Consider the following 15,770-nt stretch of genomic DNA (forward strand, 5'->3'; position numbering starts at 1 on the left):
TCTGACCCCAAAATGCCGAATCGTTTGCTAGATGCCGCCTGCGGAACAACTGCTCAACGCGCCCGAATTCACCGTCTCCGAGCTCTCGCTGTCCCTGAAGCGGACGGTCGAGGACGCCTTTGGCCATGTCCGGGTCCGCGGCGAGATCTCCGGCTTTCGCGGGGCGCACTCCTCCGGCCATTGCTATTTCGCGCTCAAGGACGAGAGCGCCAAGATCGAGGCGGTGATCTGGAAGGGCGTGCACAGCCGCATGCGGTTCAAGCCCCAGGAGGGGCTCGAGGTCATCGCCACCGGCAAGCTCACCACCTATCCGGGCTCTTCCAAATACCAGATCGTCATCGAGGCGCTGGAGCCGGCCGGCATCGGCGCGCTGATGGCGCTGATGGAGGAGCGCAAGAAGAAGCTCGCCGCCGAAGGCTTGTTCGACGAGGCCCGCAAGCAGCTGCTGCCCTGGCTGCCGGAGGTGATCGGCGTCGTGACGTCGCCGACCGGCGCGGTCATCCGCGACATCCTGCATCGGCTGGAGGATCGCTTTCCGCGCCGCGTGCTGGTGTGGCCGGTCAAGGTGCAGGGCGAAGGCTCGGCCGAGCAGGTCGCGGCCGCGATCCGCGGCTTCAACGCGCTGCCCGAAGGCGGCAGGATTCCGCGACCCGATGTCCTGATCGTCGCGCGCGGCGGCGGCTCGCTGGAGGATCTCTGGTCGTTCAACGAGGAGATCGTGGTGCGCGCGGCGGCCGACAGCATGATCCCGCTGATCTCGGCGGTCGGGCACGAGACCGACATCACGCTGATCGATTTCGTCGCCGACAAGCGCGCGCCGACGCCGACGGCGGCGGCCGAGATGGCGGTGCCGGTGCGCAGCGACTTGTTCGTCGAGGTCGCCGATCTCGCCCGCCGCACCCGCGCCTGCTGGCAGCGCGGCCATGAAAACCGCCGCAACGAGCTGCGCGCGGCCGCGCGCGCGCTGCCGGCGGCCGGCGACCTGCTCGCGATCCCGCGGCAGCGGCTGGACTCGGCGGGCGCGTCCCTGCCCCGTGGCCTCAAGGCCAACACGCACGCGCATTTCCGCAGGTTTACGGCCGCCAGCGCCAAGCTGACGCTGCGGGTGCTGCACGGCCAGATCGCGCAGGCCGATCACCGCCTCACTGTTTGCGGCGAGCGGCTCGGCCTCTCCGCGCGCTCGCTGCTGCGGCGGCGGCGCGACCACTTTGCCGGGCTCGAGCTTCGCCTGCGCGCCTCAAAGCTCTCCAACGCGCAGGCCCAGCGCAACGCGATTCTCCGCCAGCGCGAGCGCACGCATCGGCTGTCCGAGCGCGCGCAACGCGCGCTCGTCACCCTGCTGCAACGGCTCGATGCGCGTGTCGCGAACAGCGGCAAGCTGCTCTCCGCGCTATCCTACCGCAGCGTGCTCGCGCGCGGCTTTGCATTGGTGCGCGATGAAACCGGCCACCCCCTGCATGCGGCCGACAGCGTCGGACCGAATGCGCGGCTCGAGATCGAATTTGCCGATGGCCGCGTGGCCGCGACTGCGGATGCGGACCGCCCGGCGCCTGCGGCGAAGCGCGCCCCGGCGCAACAGAAGCCGGCCGCACAGGAGACAAAGCCCGCGCCGAAGCGCGTGGCCAAACCGGTGGATCAGGGTAGCCTATTTTAGGCGCGGGTCTCGGTGTCATTCCCCGCGGATGCGGGGAAGCCAGTACGCCGCGGCTTGTCGGTGAATCACAGACGTCTCGGCGTACTGGGGCGCCCAAGCCGGGCGATGACAGAGAGTGTGTAGGAACCAGCGTAGCCACAAGCTCGTCATTGCGAGGAGCGAAGCGACGAAGCAATCCAGAATCCCTCCGTGGAGAGACTCTGGATTGCTTCGCTGCGCTCGCAATGACGGAGCATGTGGAGGTATTACGGCTCTACCTACACGACAACCCCGCGTCGATCGTGGTCCAGAAGCCGCAATGTTCCGGCACGAGCTGTGGCGCGCCGGCGTGGGCTTCAAACAGGAAGATCGCGACGGTGAAGACGATCAGGGCGGAGGCGAACAGGACGATACGGCTACGCATATGACACGCGTTTAGTCGACATCGTGGTCGAATGATGGCATGGCCATGTGCTGAAAAACGGCGCCGCGCGCGATCCGTAGATGCCGGTCGGCCATCATGGTCCGTACAGGGCGGTGGTCGATGCGACGCTGTCCGCCTGATGTTGTTCCTCGGGCGGCCCCGCTTCCAGATTTGTGGTCCGCATGAGCGCCGCGATCTGCGGGACCGACCTCCCCGAATGTCGCTTCGCTCGTTCGGGCTACGGCGCCGCGATCACCGCGCCAGCCATTCCGCGACGTCCTTCTGCGATTCCGCGCGGGCCTGCATATCGGTGCCGAGATGACCATGCTCGGGCGCGGCTACGTCGGTGCCGCCGGCGGCTGCGTGCAGTGGCGTGTTGGCGCGGTCGAAATCGTGATAAGCGCCGGGATAGACCACGATGCGCGCAAGCGCGCTGCGGCCGCGCGCGCCATCCACCATCTGGCGGCAGGCCGGCGGCGACGAGACGTCGTCATTGGCGCCGATCAGCACCAGGGTCGGCACCCGCGTGCTCCAGCCGAGGCCGGCGGAGATCCGGCAATCGGGATAGAAGGCGACCGCGGCACGGAAATCCGGGTCCAGATCGCGGGCGGCACTCTGCGGCCGCACCGCCCAGAGCAGCGCGCTGGCGCCGTTGGCCCAGCCGATCAGGCTGACGCGGTCGCGCGCCACCCAGTTCTGCTTCATCAGCCAGGCGCGTGACGCCGCGATGTCGGTGACGCGTTCACGGCGCGCCTTAACGTGCATCTCCTTGACGCGACATTGCGGCCCGAGCTCGCGCGAGCCGTAGCTGTCAGGCAGCAGCACCGCATTGCCGGCCCTCAGCAGCCGCTCCGCCCAGTCGCGATAGCGCGGCAGGACGGAATCGGAATGGCCACTGAGCCCGCCGCAGCCGTGCAGCGCGATCACGGCCGGAAAAGGCCCCTCGCCCTCGGGCTTGTAGAGCTGCGCATGCAGGACGCCCGACGACAGCGGGATGTCGACCTGCTGCGGCACCGGCGCGGCGTGCGCGGCCGACGTCAGGAGCGTCAGGAACAGGGCGGTCAGTCGAAGGCGCATCGGACCCTGCGTCAAGATCCTTCGTCCAAGCACTATCACGCGGAAACGGCGCCAAAACATCACAAACCGGTGGGTTTACCGGGCGGACAAGCCACCCTATCTATGCTACATCCAGCCCGACACATTATGCCCTCCAAGGTTTTCCACGGAGAGGCCTTCCACGGAGACTTTCGACCGTGCTGAACAAGTTCGGCCCCTCGGGCCATGGCGAAGCGCAGGTGCAATATCTTGACGGCGATTTCCGCGTGATCTCGCCGGGCACCTATGTGCGTTGTGCCATCACCGACGCGCGCATCCCGCTCGACGAACTGAAGTACTGGAGTGTGGATCTGCAAGAAGCCTACGCCACGCCTGCCGCCGTGCTCCAGCGGCATTTCCCCGGCGTGCCGAAGCCGCAGGCCTAAGGCCCCGCCCGCGCGTCTATTGCTGCTCCCGGCCATCCGCGCCCACACACGTCTTGATGAAAGTCTTGCGGGCCTCGCCGACGATCTTCTGATCAACCGCCTGCTTGAGGCAGTCGACCCGCGCCTGCGCCATGCAGAGCTGCATCTGGTCGCGTTTGTCCTGTCCCTTCAGATTTTGCGCCGTGGCGAGGCACGTGACGCGCTTGGTCGCGGGAACCGGCACCGCACTTGTCGGATTCGCCGGAGCGGCGGCAGGCGGCGGCGAGGAGGTCTGAGCAAGCGCGGGCAAAACCGGCAGACATGCGAGGCTGGCGACAAAGATCGCGGATCGCAATTTCATCGAATTCTCCTGATCGGAGCTATATTGATAGCGCACGGCCATGAATGTCGGCTGAATGTCAGCTGATGTCTAAAATTGTCTCGCTCCCGTTGGGCCTCATTTAAGTCGGTCTGCACCACATTGTGGCGGGAAAAAGTGGCAGGCGGGCAGAAGCGCATGGACCCTCGGAGACTTTGCAGCCGTTCGTTCGATGCATCATCGTGCCCAGCGGATCATGCTCGTCGGCGCGGACGCACGATTAGCCTGCTTCAACGATTCGCCCGAGATCAGTCGGGCAGCTATGTGCTCATTTCGGCGCTGCTGATGCCGGTCCTGGTCGGCACCGCGGGCCTCGGCACGGAAGTCGGCTGGTGGTACTACAAACACAAGAATATGCAGAGCGCGGCTGACTCGGGCGCGGTCAGCGCTGCGACAGCGGCGAGTGCGGGCACCGACCCCTTGTCCGAAGCCAAGGCGGTGACGGCAAACTACGGTTACGCGAACGGGTCGAACAACGTCACGGTCACGGTGAACCAGCCACCGAAGACAGGCAATCATGCTTCGAATTCGCAGGCCATCGAAGTCATCGTGAGTCAGCCGCAGCAGCGGCTGCTATCAGCCTTGTTCGGCTCGGATCCTGTGCTCATAACCGCACGCTCTGTCGCCCTGCCAAATTCCGGGACAGGCTGCGTACTTGCGCTCAACTCGAGCGCAAGTCCCGCCGTCAACGTCAGCGGCGGCAACCAGCTCAACCTGATCAAGTGCAACCTTTACAGCAACTCGAGTGCAAGTCCCTCGCTCAACGTTGCCGGCAGCGCCTCCGTCGCTGCAAATCAGGTCGGAGTGGTTGGCGACGTCTCCGGCGCGAGCAGCATCACGGCGAGCAACGGTATCAAGACGCACATATCGCCCGTCGCCGACCCCTACGCCAACGTTTCTCCCCCCGCGAGGCCGAGTTGCACCAACGCCAAGATTACGGTCAACGCCAACGGAAAAACGAACTCGCTCGACCCCGGCTGCTACATGGGCAGCATTACGGTCAATGCCGGCGCAGTCCTGAATCTGAGTCCAGGCATCTATTATCTGGACGGGGCCAACTTGAGCGTCGCTGGAAACGCCACAATCGCGGGCAGCGGCGTGACCCTGGTGTTTACAGGCTCGGGAAGCGACTGGGGCACCGCTTCGATCGGCAGCAACGCGACCATCAACCTGACGGCACCAACCAGCGGCCCCACGAAAGGCATCGTCATGTACGGCGACCGCAATATGCCGGCCGGGACTGCTTTCAATCTCACCGGTGGCAGCACACAGAATTTCGGCGGCGCCATCTATCTGCCAAAGGCCAATCTCAGCTTCAGCGGCGGCAACGGCACGAGCACATCCTGCACCAAGATCATCGCGGACACGCTGACGTTCAGCGGCACGTCGAACCTCCAGGTCAATTGCACCGCGCTCGGCACCGCGACCATAGGTTCGCAAACCGCACAGCTCATCGAATGAGGTTTGGGTCAATGCAAATTCAGAGCGTCTCATCCAGGCGCCGTCGTCGGTTGCTTGATTCTCTAACAGGGCACGTGCGCGCTGCTGTCAGCGACAAACGCGGCGTTGCGGCCGCCGAATTCGGCATCTTGATCCCGGTGCTGTCCCTGATGGTCGTTTCCGTAACGGACATCGGGCTTGCACTGTATCGCAAGATGCAGGTCGAAAATGCCGCACAAGCGGGAGCGCAATACGCAATTGCGCGCGGCTTTAACGCGAGCGGCATTTCGAACGCCGTAAGAAGTGCCACCAGCGCCACGGACATCACCGCCTCACCTCCGCCGGTCCAATTTTGCGGATGCCCAACGAGTGCAGGTGTCAGCACTGTCACCTGCGGGACGGTTTGCACCGGCGGCGCGCAGGCTGGAACGTATACGACGGTCTCGGCGCGGGCGACGTACTATACCATCATCGATTACCAGATTGTGGCGGCCACATACACTTACAGCGCGCAATCCACTGCGAGGCTGCAGTGAAACTCGCGGCACTATGGCAAGACAATCGAGGCGCATCCGCGCTGGAATTTGCGCTGACCGCTCCGGCGTTCTTCCTGTTCATATTTGGGATCATCGAATGCGGGCTGCTGTTCTGGACTCAGCTGGGAATCCAGCATGGGAGCGAAATGGCAGCGCGTTGCGCAACCGTCAACAGCACGCTCTGCCCAAGCAGCAGTGCCATCACCAGTTACGCTGCGCAGCAGGCGTTCGGCCTCACGCTCCCTGCGGAGACATTCACCTTTTCTGCGTCAGCATGCGGCAACGAGGTCAGCGCGAGTTATGCATTCACGTTCCCGCAGATTCTCAACCTCTCTCCGGTGACGCTGACCGCCCGGGCATGCTTTCCGAGTTGAGGTCGTGGGAGACAAGAGCGCAGCCACCTGCAACAGGGGCGCAGCTTCTCGCGCGACTTGGGATGGAGACGATGTGCGCGCGCACCTGAACCGCGATTCCCGCAGCCGAAATGATTTTCGCCGTACGATCCGCGTTGCATCAAAGATTACTTGCACTCCGTGGCTCGTCATTTCACGCTGTAGTTGGATTCTTTGTCGCAAATCGGCGCTCTTAAGTTGTTTGACGAAGTCTTGGTGAAACAATGGGCTGCTATATTGCGTGTTAGGTAATTAGCCCTGCTCCTTTTATCGCGCAGACAATCAAGTCAGCCAAACGGCGATCGAGCTTTGGAACTGGCGCAGTCTGTGAACGGGCTCATATCGAAGAGTCATCCGGCGGGCTACGATCACCTCGAAAAATGCGCGGTGGAATATCTGTAAATCAAATTCAAACGATGGGGGTGAATCATGCCCACCATATTGGACCTGCTCTATCGTGAATATTGCCGCGCCCGCCTCGCTGAAATGCGGAAGCAGCTTCTGATCTCAGCCGAACGCTCTGAAGCTCTCGAAGCGCACAATCATCCTGCAGCTCAGGGTGAGGATGAGAGGACGGACGCGCAGCGCAAAATCGGTTGCGGCGTGCCGAATTGAAGCGGCCGAGGACCGGCGATCTCTCCCGCGTGCAGTGACCAAGCACTTGGCAACAGATTGGGAGGAAGCAATGAATACACCCGAATGCTATACTGTCATGGTAGCCTGTGCCTCATGCCTGACCATTGTCGGGTTAATGGCCGTCGGGGTGTGGTGAGCATGACTGAATGCTGAACGGCGGTCGCAGGCCGTTACCAAGGCCGCTGGCAAGCAGGTTTGGTCGGCGTATGGCGCCGAACCCAGCACGATGCCCTCGGCTTGCAAACTTGATTGTTGCTGTGACGTGAACGTTGCCGCCGCTTGGTGCCGCGGCGGCTTCGCTTCAGATCCGGATGTCAGCTTCCAGGCGGGGCATACGAAGAACGCAGCCTTGCCGCGTTCTGGCGGACCTGCTTGATCTCGTCCTGCGTGAACAGCCGAGTCAGTTTCACGTTCTGCAGGGTGCCCGCCGCGACGGTCAGGCCGGAAATGGCCGGAGCGGCACTCGGGTCAGGCACGTCGAAAATCACCAAAACGCCGGGGCCGTCGGCCGCAACGCTGTACATCGAGATCAGCCTTCCGCCGGCCGCTTCGATGAGTTTTCGAGCCGCCTCCTGGCGATCGGTCGTGGGATTTTCCAGAATGGCCTCGAGGGAGCGTGATGTGTATTGTCCGGTGAGGCAAAAATGCATGGCATGTTCTCCTCTGTGCTCTTGGAATCTGCTCTCTGTGCTCTTGGCAATAACTTGCCTTGCCGCGAACTGGTCGTTGCGGCCGTCGTATCTGAAATGATGAAGGTAGGGCCCGCCGTGGGCATAAACGCCGCCGATGATTGCCGGGAGTTCGGCACGTCCCGGTGACGGCTCTCATGAAAGGCTATATCAGGTCCCAAACGTGCGGAAGAGAATTCGTCAGCCGCGACACTTCGCTTTTGGCGCTACGGCAGAGACGCTGGCCTAACGTGTGAGATCAACGTGTGCTGAACCGCCGCTCGCGCGCCCTGTACAGGTGGTCGCTGATCACTTCCTGCAGCTTTGCCGGATCGTCGAACTCAAGTTGCACGGCGAACGCCACGATGCCCTCGGGCACGCCCTCACGGCCGCGCAGACGCGCGAGATCCTTTTCCGTGGTCACCAGCGTGAGCTGCTCGCGCCGGGCCTGCACCGCGAGTGCGGCGAGCTCGTCATCCGAGAACATGTGGTGATCGGCAAACCGGCGCGTGCGTGCGACGTCGATGCCGCTGGCGCGCAAGCCGCGGAAGAAGCGCTCGGGATCGCCGATGCCGGCGAAGGCGAAAACCCGCTTGCCAAGGAGCTGCGCGAGCGAGGCCGCATTCGGCTTCAGCCGTGCGCGCAGCTCCGGCTTGTCGCGCTTGGCAAGCTCGGCCGCGACATCGTTCGCGGCACGCCCGTCGCCGATCAGGACCAGCGCATCGGTGCGCGCGAGCTGCGCCTGCAGTGGCGCGCGCAGGGGACCGGCGGGAAACACCTTGCCGTTGCCGAGGCCGCGCTCGCTGTCGATCACGATCAGCGAGGCGTCCTTGTGCAGACGCGGGTTCTGGAAGCCGTCGTCCATCAGGATCACGGTGGCGCCTTGCGACTTCGCCAGCGCGACGCCCTCGAGGCGATCACGCGCGACCGCGACGGGGACCTCGCGCGCCAGCATCAGCGGCTCGTCGCCGACGTCGGAAGCGGTGTGACGCGCCCGGTCGACCATAATCGGACCTTTCAGGCGTCCGCCATAGCCGCGGCTGAGCACCACCGGGATCTCACTGAGCTCGCGCAGTAGCTTGGTCAACGCCAGCACGGTCGGCGTCTTGCCGGCACCGCCGACATGGTAGTTGCCGACGCAGATCACGGGAATGCCGGCGTCAAAGCCCTGGCGCGCCATGCGACGCGCAGTGATCGCGCCGTAGAGCGCACCCAGAGGACTGAGGACATGCGACTGCGGGGAGCGTGGCCGGTACCAGAAGGCCGGCTCACGCATTGGCGGCTCCCATCTCGATCCGCAGTTGCAACAGGTAGGGCTCGAGTGCCGCCATGGTGCGATCGAGCGCGCCGCCGAGCTGCTCGACCACGCCCGCGCCGGCGCGCTGCATCTTGTCGCGCGCGGTGGGATCGGCCAGCAATTGGCCGAGCTGCTTGACCAGCGCTTCCTGCGTGTCGACCTGGCGCGCCCCGCCGCGCCCGTCGAGCGTCTCGTAGACATCGGCGAAATTGAAGACGTGCGGACCATGGATGATGGCGGCACCGAGCTTGATCGCCTCGATCGGGTTCTGGCCGCCATGATGGATCAGCGATCCGCCCATGAAGACGATCGGCGAAAGGCGATAGAACAGGCCGAGCTCGCCCATGGTGTCGGCGACATAGAGGTCGGTCGTCGCCGCCGGCAGCTCCTCGCGCGAGCGCAATGCCGGCTTGAGGCCCGAGGCGGTGATCAGACCCGCGATCGAGGAGCCGCGGTCCGGATGGCGCGGCACGATCACGGTCAGAAGCTGCGGGAAGAAGCCGGCGAGGCTTCGATGCGCCGCGATCAGCATCTCGTCTTCGCCCGGATGGGTCGAGGCCGCGACGATGATCGGCCGCCCGCGCGTCATCGCCATCAGCCGCTCAAGCCTGGCGGGATCGGCCGGCGGCGCCGGGACGTCGAGCTTGAGATTGCCGGTGGTGAGGACGTCGCGGCCGCCGAGCGCGGCAAAGCGCTCGGCATCCGTCTTCGATTGTGCCAGACAAATGTCGAACCGGGAAAGCAGCGCCGAGATGGTGCCGTGCATGCGCCGCCAGCGCGGGAACGAGCGCGGCGACATCCGCCCGTTGATCAGCACCATCGGCACGCGGCGCGCCGCGCCGGCGAGGATCAGGTTGGGCCACAGGTCGGATTCGATGAACAGCGCCAGCGACGGCTTCCAATGATCGAGGAAGCGCGCGACGTAGCGCGGGGAATCATACGGCACGTATTGATGGATGACGTCGGGCGGGAAGCGCTTCGCCACCACGGCCGCCGAGGTGACGGTGCCGGAGGTGAGCAGGATGCGCAGATTGAGATCGCGCAGCCGCTCGATCAGCGCTGCCGCAGCCAGAACCTCGCCGACGCTGGCGCCGTGGATCCACACCAGCGGGCCATGTGGCCGCACGTCCCGCGACAAGCCCCGCCGCTCGCTGACGCGCGCGGGATCCTCCTTGCCCTGTTTCAACCGCCGCTTGATCAGCGCGGGCGCGAGCGGCACCAGGCCGGAGGCCAGGCGCTGATACATTCGCAGCGTCATCGGCAGCGGGTCAGGCATCTTCCGGTCCCGGGCGCCCGAGTTGCGCATAGGCGCGGCGGGTCGCCTCGTTCAACGTCTCCTCCAGCTCCAGCCGAAGCGCTTCCATGGTTGCGGCGTCGGCATCCGGTGGAACGTGGATTTCCTTGATGCCGACCAATGCGCCTCGCCCGAATGGCAAATTGATGGTGGTGCGGTCCCAGTTCTTGAGCCGGATGAAGCGGCTGGTCGCCATTGCGAAAGGCATGATCGGCCGCCCCGATTCCCGTGCCAGCATGATGATGCCGAGCCCGGCCACGCGCGAGCGTTTGGGGACATCGGCGGTCAGCGCGACATTACAACCGTCCTGGAGCGTCCGCACCATTTCCTTGAAGGCGCCGACCCCGCCCTTGCGGTGGAAGGCGCCGCCGTGATCGCCGGAACCACGGATGGTGCCGATCCCGAGCCGCTCGGCGGCGATCGCATTGAACTCGCCGTCGCGATGACGGGAGATCAGCACCTTGGCGCGGTACCAATCCTTGTTCTTGATGAAGGGGGTGAGGAAATGCTGGCCGTGCCAGAAGGCGAAGATCGCCGGGATCTGCGGCTCGACGCGGTCATAGACGTCAGGCGGATCGAACCTGAACTTGTTGGTCCGCCAGACCAGACGCAGATATTCAGCCGCCAGGACCCCGACGGCACGCTGAATAAAGCTGCTTCGCAGCGTATTGCGAAGCAGTTTTTTCAACGCGCCGGTTCTTGATTGGGGTCGAGCAGGCGGTGGAGATGGACGATGAAATAGCGCATCTGCGCGTTGTCGACCGTGCTCTGCGCCTTGGCTCGCCAGGCCGCGTGCGCGGTGGCGTAGTTCGGATAGAGGCCGACGATGTCGACGTCGTCGAGGTTCTTGAAGGTGTTGTGCTCGAGATCGACGAGCTCGCCACCGATGACGAGATGAAGCAGTTGTTGCGGGGCACTATCTGGCATGGGTTCTCTTCCTAACGGGCTGCCCGGCAAAGCAGTGTTCGACAAGCACGACGAAGCGCTTAGGGCAAGGGGCGGTTTCGAAAATGCGCGACAATGCCCGCATGACGATCGCGTCCCGCTGCCACCAGCACCCCGTGCGCCACTTCCCGGCGGTTATAGAGGATGGGTTCTCCGGAGAGGTCACTCATCTTACCACCCGCTTCCTGCACGATCAAATCGGCCGCCGCAAGGTCCCAATCATGGCTGTTGCCGCCCGCAAAGGCCGCATCCAGCGCGCCATCGGCGACCCGGCACAGACGCAGCGCGAGCGAGCCGATTCGCGGATGCAGCTTGATCTCACCGCCCGTGGCATTGAGCCGCTCGACCAGCGGCTTCGGGCCGGCGACGCGCGCGAAGTCGAACTCGGACCCGGACGTCGCCCGCACCGGCGCCCCGTTCAGCGTCGTGCCCTGGCCGCGGACCGCGAAGAAGAATTCATCGCGCGCCGGTGCGAACACCGCGGCAAGCACCGGTGAGGTATCCTCGACCAGCGCGACGCTCACGCACCAATCGTCATGACCGCCCAGATAATTGCGCGTGCCGTCGATGGGATCGACGATCCAGGTCAGTCGCCGCGACAGCCGTGCCGCATCGTCGGCACTTTCCTCGGACAGCCAGCCATAGTCAGGCGTCGCAGCGCGCAAGCGCGTTTCGAGCAGATTGTTGACCGCGATGTCGGCTTCCGACACCGGCGAGGATGCCCCCTTGATCCACTTCTTCAGCTCGGTGCGGAACATCGACTGCGCCAGCGCGCCCGCGTCCCGCACCGCGTCCTTCAGCAGCGCCGCATCGCGTGTCAGGATGGTCGCGTCTGGGGATTGCGCGTCAGCGTCCGCCAAGCGTCAAACCCTCGATGCGCACCGTCGGCGCATTGATGCCGTAGCGGAATTCGAGATTGTTCGCCGGCTGCATTGACTTGAAGATCTCGAATAGATGTCCGGCGATCGTCACCTCGCTGACGGGATAGGTGATCTCGCCGTTCTCGATCCAGAAGCCGGAGGCGCCGCGGCTGTAATCGCCGGTGACGCCGTTGACGCCGGAGCCGATCAGGTCGGTGACGTAGAAGCCCTGCTTGATGTCCGCGATCAGCTCGGCCGGCGTCGGCGTGCCGGCCTCGAGATGCAGGTTGTACGGCCCGGGCGACGGCGAGGAGGAGACGCCGCGATGGGCGTGGCCGGTGGTGGTGAGGCCGAGCTCGCGCGCGGTGGCGCAGTCGAGCAGCCAGGTCGTCAGCACGCCCTCGTCGACCAGCGCGATCTTCCTCACCGCGACGCCTTCGGCGTCAAACGTCTGCGAGCGCAGGCCGCGCTTGCGCAAGGGATCGTCGACGATGCGAATGTTCTTCGCGAACAGCTGCTGGCCGAGCTTGTCCTTCAAGAAACTGGTCTTGCGCGCGATCGAGGCGCCGTTGATGGCGCCGACGAGATGGCCGACCAGGGAGCCCGCAACGCGCGGATCGAACACGACGGGCACCTTGCAGGTCTCGACCTTGCGCGGATTGTAGCGCGCCACCGTGCGCTCGCCGGCGGACCGGCCGACGGTTTCCGGCGACAACAAATCGGCGCCGTGTGGCGCCGAGGTGAAGTCGTAGTCGCGCTCCATGCTGGTGCCTTCGCCCGATATGGCGGTGGCGGAAATGCCCTGGCTGGAGCGTAGGTAAGAGCCGTGGAAGCCGGTAGAGGTGACGAGCACCATGCCGCCGATGCCGGCGGAAGCCGAGGCGCCGCCGGATTTGGTCACCCCCTTCACGCCGAGCGCCGCAGCTTCGGCCGCAAGCGCGCGGCGCTCGAGCTCTGAGGTCGTAGGCAGGTCGGGATCGAGCAGGTCGAGATCGGGGAAGTCGCGCGCGAGCAGCGCGGGATCGGCTAGGCCGACATATTTGTCGTCGGGCGCAACACGCGCCATCGCCACCGCGCGTTCGGCGAGCTTGGTCACGGCATCGCCGCTGACGTCGTTGGTCGAGACCACCGCCTGGCGCTGGCCGACCAGCACGCGCAGGCCGACATCGTCGCCCTCGGACCGCTCGGATTCCTCGACGCGGCCGTCGCGCACCTCGACGCCCTGCGAGACGCCGCGTACTGCGACGGCATCGGCTGCATCAGCGCCGGCGCGCTTGGCGGCCTCGACCAGCCGCTGCGCGAGATCGGAGAGCGCGGACTGATCGAACAGGTCGCGATGGGCCTGCGACGACATTTGGGTCGAAAGCGTCGAGCTTGCGGATGGTGAAGAGTTCACGAACGAAATCCTGTTGGGGCGGGTTCGGGACCGGAACCCACAGATGTGCCCTGATAGCGCGGACTTCAAGCATTTTCAGCCCGCCAAAAGCTCAGATTCGCAGCTCTCGCGCAACGTCTCGTCAATCATGCGCGCCAAGGTCTTGTCAATCATGAGCAGCAGTGACGGTGGGTTAACCAGCCTTTTTAAGCGGTTTCGGAAAGGCGCGCGCTAAGGTCCTCGCATCGACCGGGAACATAATCCCGGCGGGGAGAACTAAAGCCGTGAGGCGTCAAACAGCAACATGCGGGGTCGCTCCCGCCGGGTCGAGCCGCTCCTTGCGGCTCGACCCTCTTTCCCTTCCGGTCCGCTTCGATGCGCACGATCCGCGCGCCGACGGACATGTCAGGCAGATCGAGCTTCATCGCGAGCGTGTCGTGCTGCGCCGTGCCGTTCGCGGCATGCAGATGGCCATCAACGTCCGTGTCAGCGACTTCACCGGCGTCGCGCTGCGCGGCAATGACGAGGTGCAGACCCTCGTCCTCGTGCATCGCGATCCCTCGCTCTCCATTCCGCTGCTGGTCGGCGCCGAGGCCGACGAGATCGCGCAAGCCTGGGCGATCTGGAGCGAGATCTTCGCGCTTCCGCAGCTCGACGAAGGCGCACGCAAACCCGCGCCGCGCCGCCGTCGCGCCAACGCGATCCGCGCCCGCCGCCCGAAATTCTTGATGCGCCGGCGCACCGGCATCGCGCGCGAACTCACCGTGCATCAGGGCGAACGCGAGATCATTGCAAGGGATTGAGTGGCAACTACGCCGCCCGCATTGCCGCGTCGGCGAGTAATCCTGCAAATAGCAACAGCCCCGCATCGCGGTTCGACTTGAACAGGCGCAGGCACAGTTCGGGATCATCGATCCTCAGCCGCACGATCTGCCACGCCAGATGCACGGCGAAGGCCGCAAGGCCGAGCCAGGCCAGCCAGCCCGCATCGCCTGAAGCCAGCGCGACGCCGATCAGCATCACCGCAAAGCCATAGAACAGGATCAGCGCCTGGTGCGTATGCGCGCCGAACAGGCGCGCGGTGGATTTGATGCCGATCAGCGCGTCGTCCTCGGCGTCCTGATGCGCGTAGATCGTGTCATAGCCGATCACCCATGAAATCGCGCCGGCATAGAGCACGAGCGCGGTGACGTCGATGCGTCCGAAGGTGACGGCAAATCCCATCAGGGCGCCCCAGGAGAAGGCCAGCCCGAGCACGATCTGCGGCCACCAGGTGATGCGCTTCATGAAGGGGTAGATCGCGACGATCAAGAGCGAGGCGATGCCGGTCAGCACCGCGAAGCGGTTGAACTGCAACAGCACCACGAGACCGATCAGCGCCTGTGCGACCATGAAGAGCAGCGCCTGCTTCGTGGTCACCTGCCCTGACGGCAGCGGCCGCGAGCGGGTGCGCTCGACCTTGTCATCGAGGTCGCGGTCGGTGATGTCGTTCCAGGTGCAGCCGGCTCCGCGCATCACGAAGGCGCCGATGAAGAACAGCACGATGGTGAGCGGCAGGCCGCGGATCTCGTGCGCCATGCCGGCGGCGAGCGCCGCCGACCACCAGCACGGCATCAACAGCAGCCAGGAGCCGATCGGACGGTCGAAGCGGGACAAGCGCAAATAAGGCCGCGCCCATTGCGGCGCGAGCGTATCGACCCAGTTGCCTGTAGAGTCGGCAACGCGGGCGGATGTATCGCTCATCGGGTCAGGACGTTGCCGTTGAGCGTATCGAAGGTGCTGCCGCCCTTCTTGCCGGCATTGGCTTCCGGCGCCGAGCCCGAACCCAGCACCTCGCTCAGCGACGGGCCGGCCGGGCGCGCCTGCTGCTGCTGCATCTGCTGCGCGACCATGCAGACCTTCTTCTGCATGGCCTCGGTGTTCTTGTGGCCGGTCTTCATCTGCTCGCCGATCTGCGGCGGGATTCCGCATTTGGCGGCGTGGGACTCGATGTACTTGATCATTTTCAGCTCAGCCTGGCTGAAGTTGCCGATCAGCTTGCACGCCTCGTCCGGCGGCGCATGACGGTCGCTCGCGGCCTTGATCAGCTTGCCGCGCTTCTCGGCTTCCTCGCGGAGCGGAATGAAGGCCTTCATGCAGTCCTCGCCGGGACCGCCTTGCGTCGGCGGAGCTGCGCTGAAAGCGCCGGCACCGCCGATCGGCGCGGCGCCGTTGACGGGAAAGGATGATTGCGGCGCCGTGCCGACGGAGGCAACGGGTGCCGAGCCGTTCACGGGCGGAAAGGCGGAGCTGGTGGCGGCCTGGTTTGGCAGCGGTGCCGGGAACGCGCTTTGCGCATTAGCGCCCGCAGCACCCATGGCGACCATGGCGGCGGCAGTGATCGGGACCATCAGGCGACGGATCATGAAGGCAGTCTCTCCGGCAGGAGCTT

General features: G+C 65.0%; 18 protein-coding genes. 6 read left to right on the top strand and 12 right to left on the bottom strand.

Features of this window, described 5'->3' with window-relative positions; translation table 11 throughout:
• The first annotated feature begins 31 nt into the window (after nt 1–31).
• Nucleotides 32–1,654, top strand: a complete 1,623-nt coding sequence (gene xseA, locus IVA91_RS21825; RefSeq protein WP_247277584.1) for an exodeoxyribonuclease VII large subunit — start codon at nt 32–34, stop codon at nt 1,652–1,654.
• A gap of 253 nt (nt 1,655–1,907) precedes the next feature.
• Here the strand turns inward: xseA and IVA91_RS21830 are convergent, their stop codons facing one another.
• Together IVA91_RS21830 and IVA91_RS21835 are read right to left on the bottom strand one after the other, a co-directional pair.
• On the bottom strand, nt 1,908–2,057 hold the full coding sequence (locus IVA91_RS21830; RefSeq protein WP_247277585.1) for a hypothetical protein: 150 nt from the start codon (nt 2,055–2,057) through the stop codon (nt 1,908–1,910).
• Nucleotides 2,058–2,309: 252 nt separating this feature from the next.
• Nucleotides 2,310–3,134 (bottom strand): dienelactone hydrolase family protein, encoded by an 825-nt coding sequence (locus IVA91_RS21835; protein ID WP_247277586.1) that lies wholly within the window; start codon nt 3,132–3,134, stop codon nt 2,310–2,312.
• A 176-nt stretch (nt 3,135–3,310) separates the two neighbouring features.
• Here IVA91_RS21835 and IVA91_RS21840 point away from each other — a divergent pair, with 176 nt between their 5' ends.
• Nucleotides 3,311–3,538, top strand: coding sequence for a DUF2093 domain-containing protein (locus IVA91_RS21840; protein WP_247277587.1), 228 nt, complete (start codon nt 3,311–3,313; stop codon nt 3,536–3,538).
• A gap of 16 nt (nt 3,539–3,554) precedes the next feature.
• Here IVA91_RS21840 and IVA91_RS21845 read toward each other — a convergent pair whose 3' ends face one another.
• Nucleotides 3,555–3,878 carry a hypothetical protein gene (locus tag IVA91_RS21845; protein WP_247277755.1) on the bottom strand — a complete coding sequence of 108 codons (324 nt, stop codon included), beginning with the start codon at nt 3,876–3,878 and terminating at the stop codon, nt 3,555–3,557.
• Nucleotides 3,879–4,034: 156 nt separating this feature from the next.
• Here IVA91_RS21845 and IVA91_RS21850 point away from each other — a divergent pair, with 156 nt between their 5' ends.
• From IVA91_RS21850 to IVA91_RS21860, 3 genes are read left to right on the top strand one after another with little or no spacing between them, the layout of a single operon-like run.
• Nucleotides 4,035–5,357 carry a pilus assembly protein TadG-related protein gene (locus tag IVA91_RS21850; protein WP_256464546.1) on the top strand — a complete coding sequence of 441 codons (1,323 nt, stop codon included), beginning with the start codon at nt 4,035–4,037 and terminating at the stop codon, nt 5,355–5,357.
• Nucleotides 5,358–5,368: 11 nt separating this feature from the next.
• Nucleotides 5,369–5,872: a TadE/TadG family type IV pilus assembly protein gene (locus IVA91_RS21855; RefSeq protein ID WP_247277589.1), complete on the top strand. Its 504-nt coding sequence runs from the start codon at nt 5,369–5,371 to the stop codon at nt 5,870–5,872.
• Nucleotides 5,869–6,246, top strand: coding sequence for a TadE/TadG family type IV pilus assembly protein (locus IVA91_RS21860; protein WP_247277590.1), 378 nt, complete (start codon nt 5,869–5,871; stop codon nt 6,244–6,246). The genes IVA91_RS21855 and IVA91_RS21860 overlap by 4 nt, the downstream gene beginning before the upstream one ends.
• A 968-nt stretch (nt 6,247–7,214) precedes the next feature.
• On the opposite strand, the gene IVA91_RS21865 is transcribed toward IVA91_RS21860, so the two are convergent.
• From IVA91_RS21865 to IVA91_RS21895, 7 genes are all read right to left on the bottom strand, one after another.
• On the bottom strand, nt 7,215–7,550 hold the full coding sequence (locus IVA91_RS21865) for a GYD domain-containing protein (protein ID WP_247277591.1): 336 nt from the start codon (nt 7,548–7,550) through the stop codon (nt 7,215–7,217).
• 277 nt (nt 7,551–7,827) lie between these two features.
• A complete protein-coding gene (lpxK, locus tag IVA91_RS21870; protein WP_247277592.1) occupies nt 7,828–8,844 on the bottom strand; it encodes a tetraacyldisaccharide 4'-kinase in 1,017 nt (338 codons plus the stop codon).
• Nucleotides 8,837–10,141 carry a 3-deoxy-D-manno-octulosonic acid transferase gene (locus IVA91_RS21875; protein ID WP_247277593.1) on the bottom strand — a complete coding sequence of 435 codons (1,305 nt, stop codon included), beginning with the start codon at nt 10,139–10,141 and terminating at the stop codon, nt 8,837–8,839. Before IVA91_RS21875 ends, lpxK begins: the two co-directional genes overlap by 8 nt.
• Entirely contained in the window at nt 10,134–10,847 is a 714-nt protein-coding gene (locus IVA91_RS21880; protein ID WP_247277594.1) for a lysophospholipid acyltransferase family protein, read from the bottom strand. The genes IVA91_RS21875 and IVA91_RS21880 overlap by 8 nt, the downstream gene beginning before the upstream one ends.
• Nucleotides 10,844–11,086, bottom strand: a complete 243-nt coding sequence (locus IVA91_RS21885; RefSeq protein WP_027575891.1) for a DUF4170 domain-containing protein — start codon at nt 11,084–11,086, stop codon at nt 10,844–10,846. Before IVA91_RS21885 ends, IVA91_RS21880 begins: the two co-directional genes overlap by 4 nt.
• A 59-nt stretch (nt 11,087–11,145) precedes the next feature.
• Nucleotides 11,146–11,964, bottom strand: a complete 819-nt coding sequence (locus IVA91_RS21890; protein ID WP_247277595.1) for a 3'(2'),5'-bisphosphate nucleotidase CysQ — start codon at nt 11,962–11,964, stop codon at nt 11,146–11,148.
• Nucleotides 11,951–13,318, bottom strand: coding sequence for a TldD/PmbA family protein (locus IVA91_RS21895; protein ID WP_247277756.1), 1,368 nt, complete (start codon nt 13,316–13,318; stop codon nt 11,951–11,953). The genes IVA91_RS21890 and IVA91_RS21895 overlap by 14 nt, the downstream gene beginning before the upstream one ends.
• 305 nt (nt 13,319–13,623) lie before the next feature.
• Here IVA91_RS21895 and IVA91_RS21900 point away from each other — a divergent pair, with 305 nt between their 5' ends.
• The gene (locus IVA91_RS21900; RefSeq protein ID WP_247277596.1) at nt 13,624–14,142 is read left to right on the top strand and encodes a DUF6101 family protein; all 519 of its coding nucleotides are present in this window, start codon (nt 13,624–13,626) and stop codon (nt 14,140–14,142) included.
• A 7-nt stretch (nt 14,143–14,149) separates the two neighbouring features.
• Here the strand turns inward: IVA91_RS21900 and ubiA are convergent, their stop codons facing one another.
• Both ubiA and IVA91_RS21910 read right to left on the bottom strand, forming a co-directional pair.
• The gene (gene ubiA / locus IVA91_RS21905; protein WP_247277597.1) at nt 14,150–15,082 is read right to left on the bottom strand and encodes a 4-hydroxybenzoate octaprenyltransferase; all 933 of its coding nucleotides are present in this window, start codon (nt 15,080–15,082) and stop codon (nt 14,150–14,152) included.
• Nucleotides 15,079–15,744, bottom strand: coding sequence for a hypothetical protein (locus IVA91_RS21910; protein WP_247277598.1), 666 nt, complete (start codon nt 15,742–15,744; stop codon nt 15,079–15,081). Before IVA91_RS21910 ends, ubiA begins: the two co-directional genes overlap by 4 nt.
• Between the last annotated feature and the right edge of the window lie 26 nt (nt 15,745–15,770).

This window comes from Bradyrhizobium sp. 153, from assembly GCF_023073835.1.
In the GTDB taxonomy this organism is placed as follows: Bacteria; Pseudomonadota; Alphaproteobacteria; order Rhizobiales; family Xanthobacteraceae; genus Bradyrhizobium.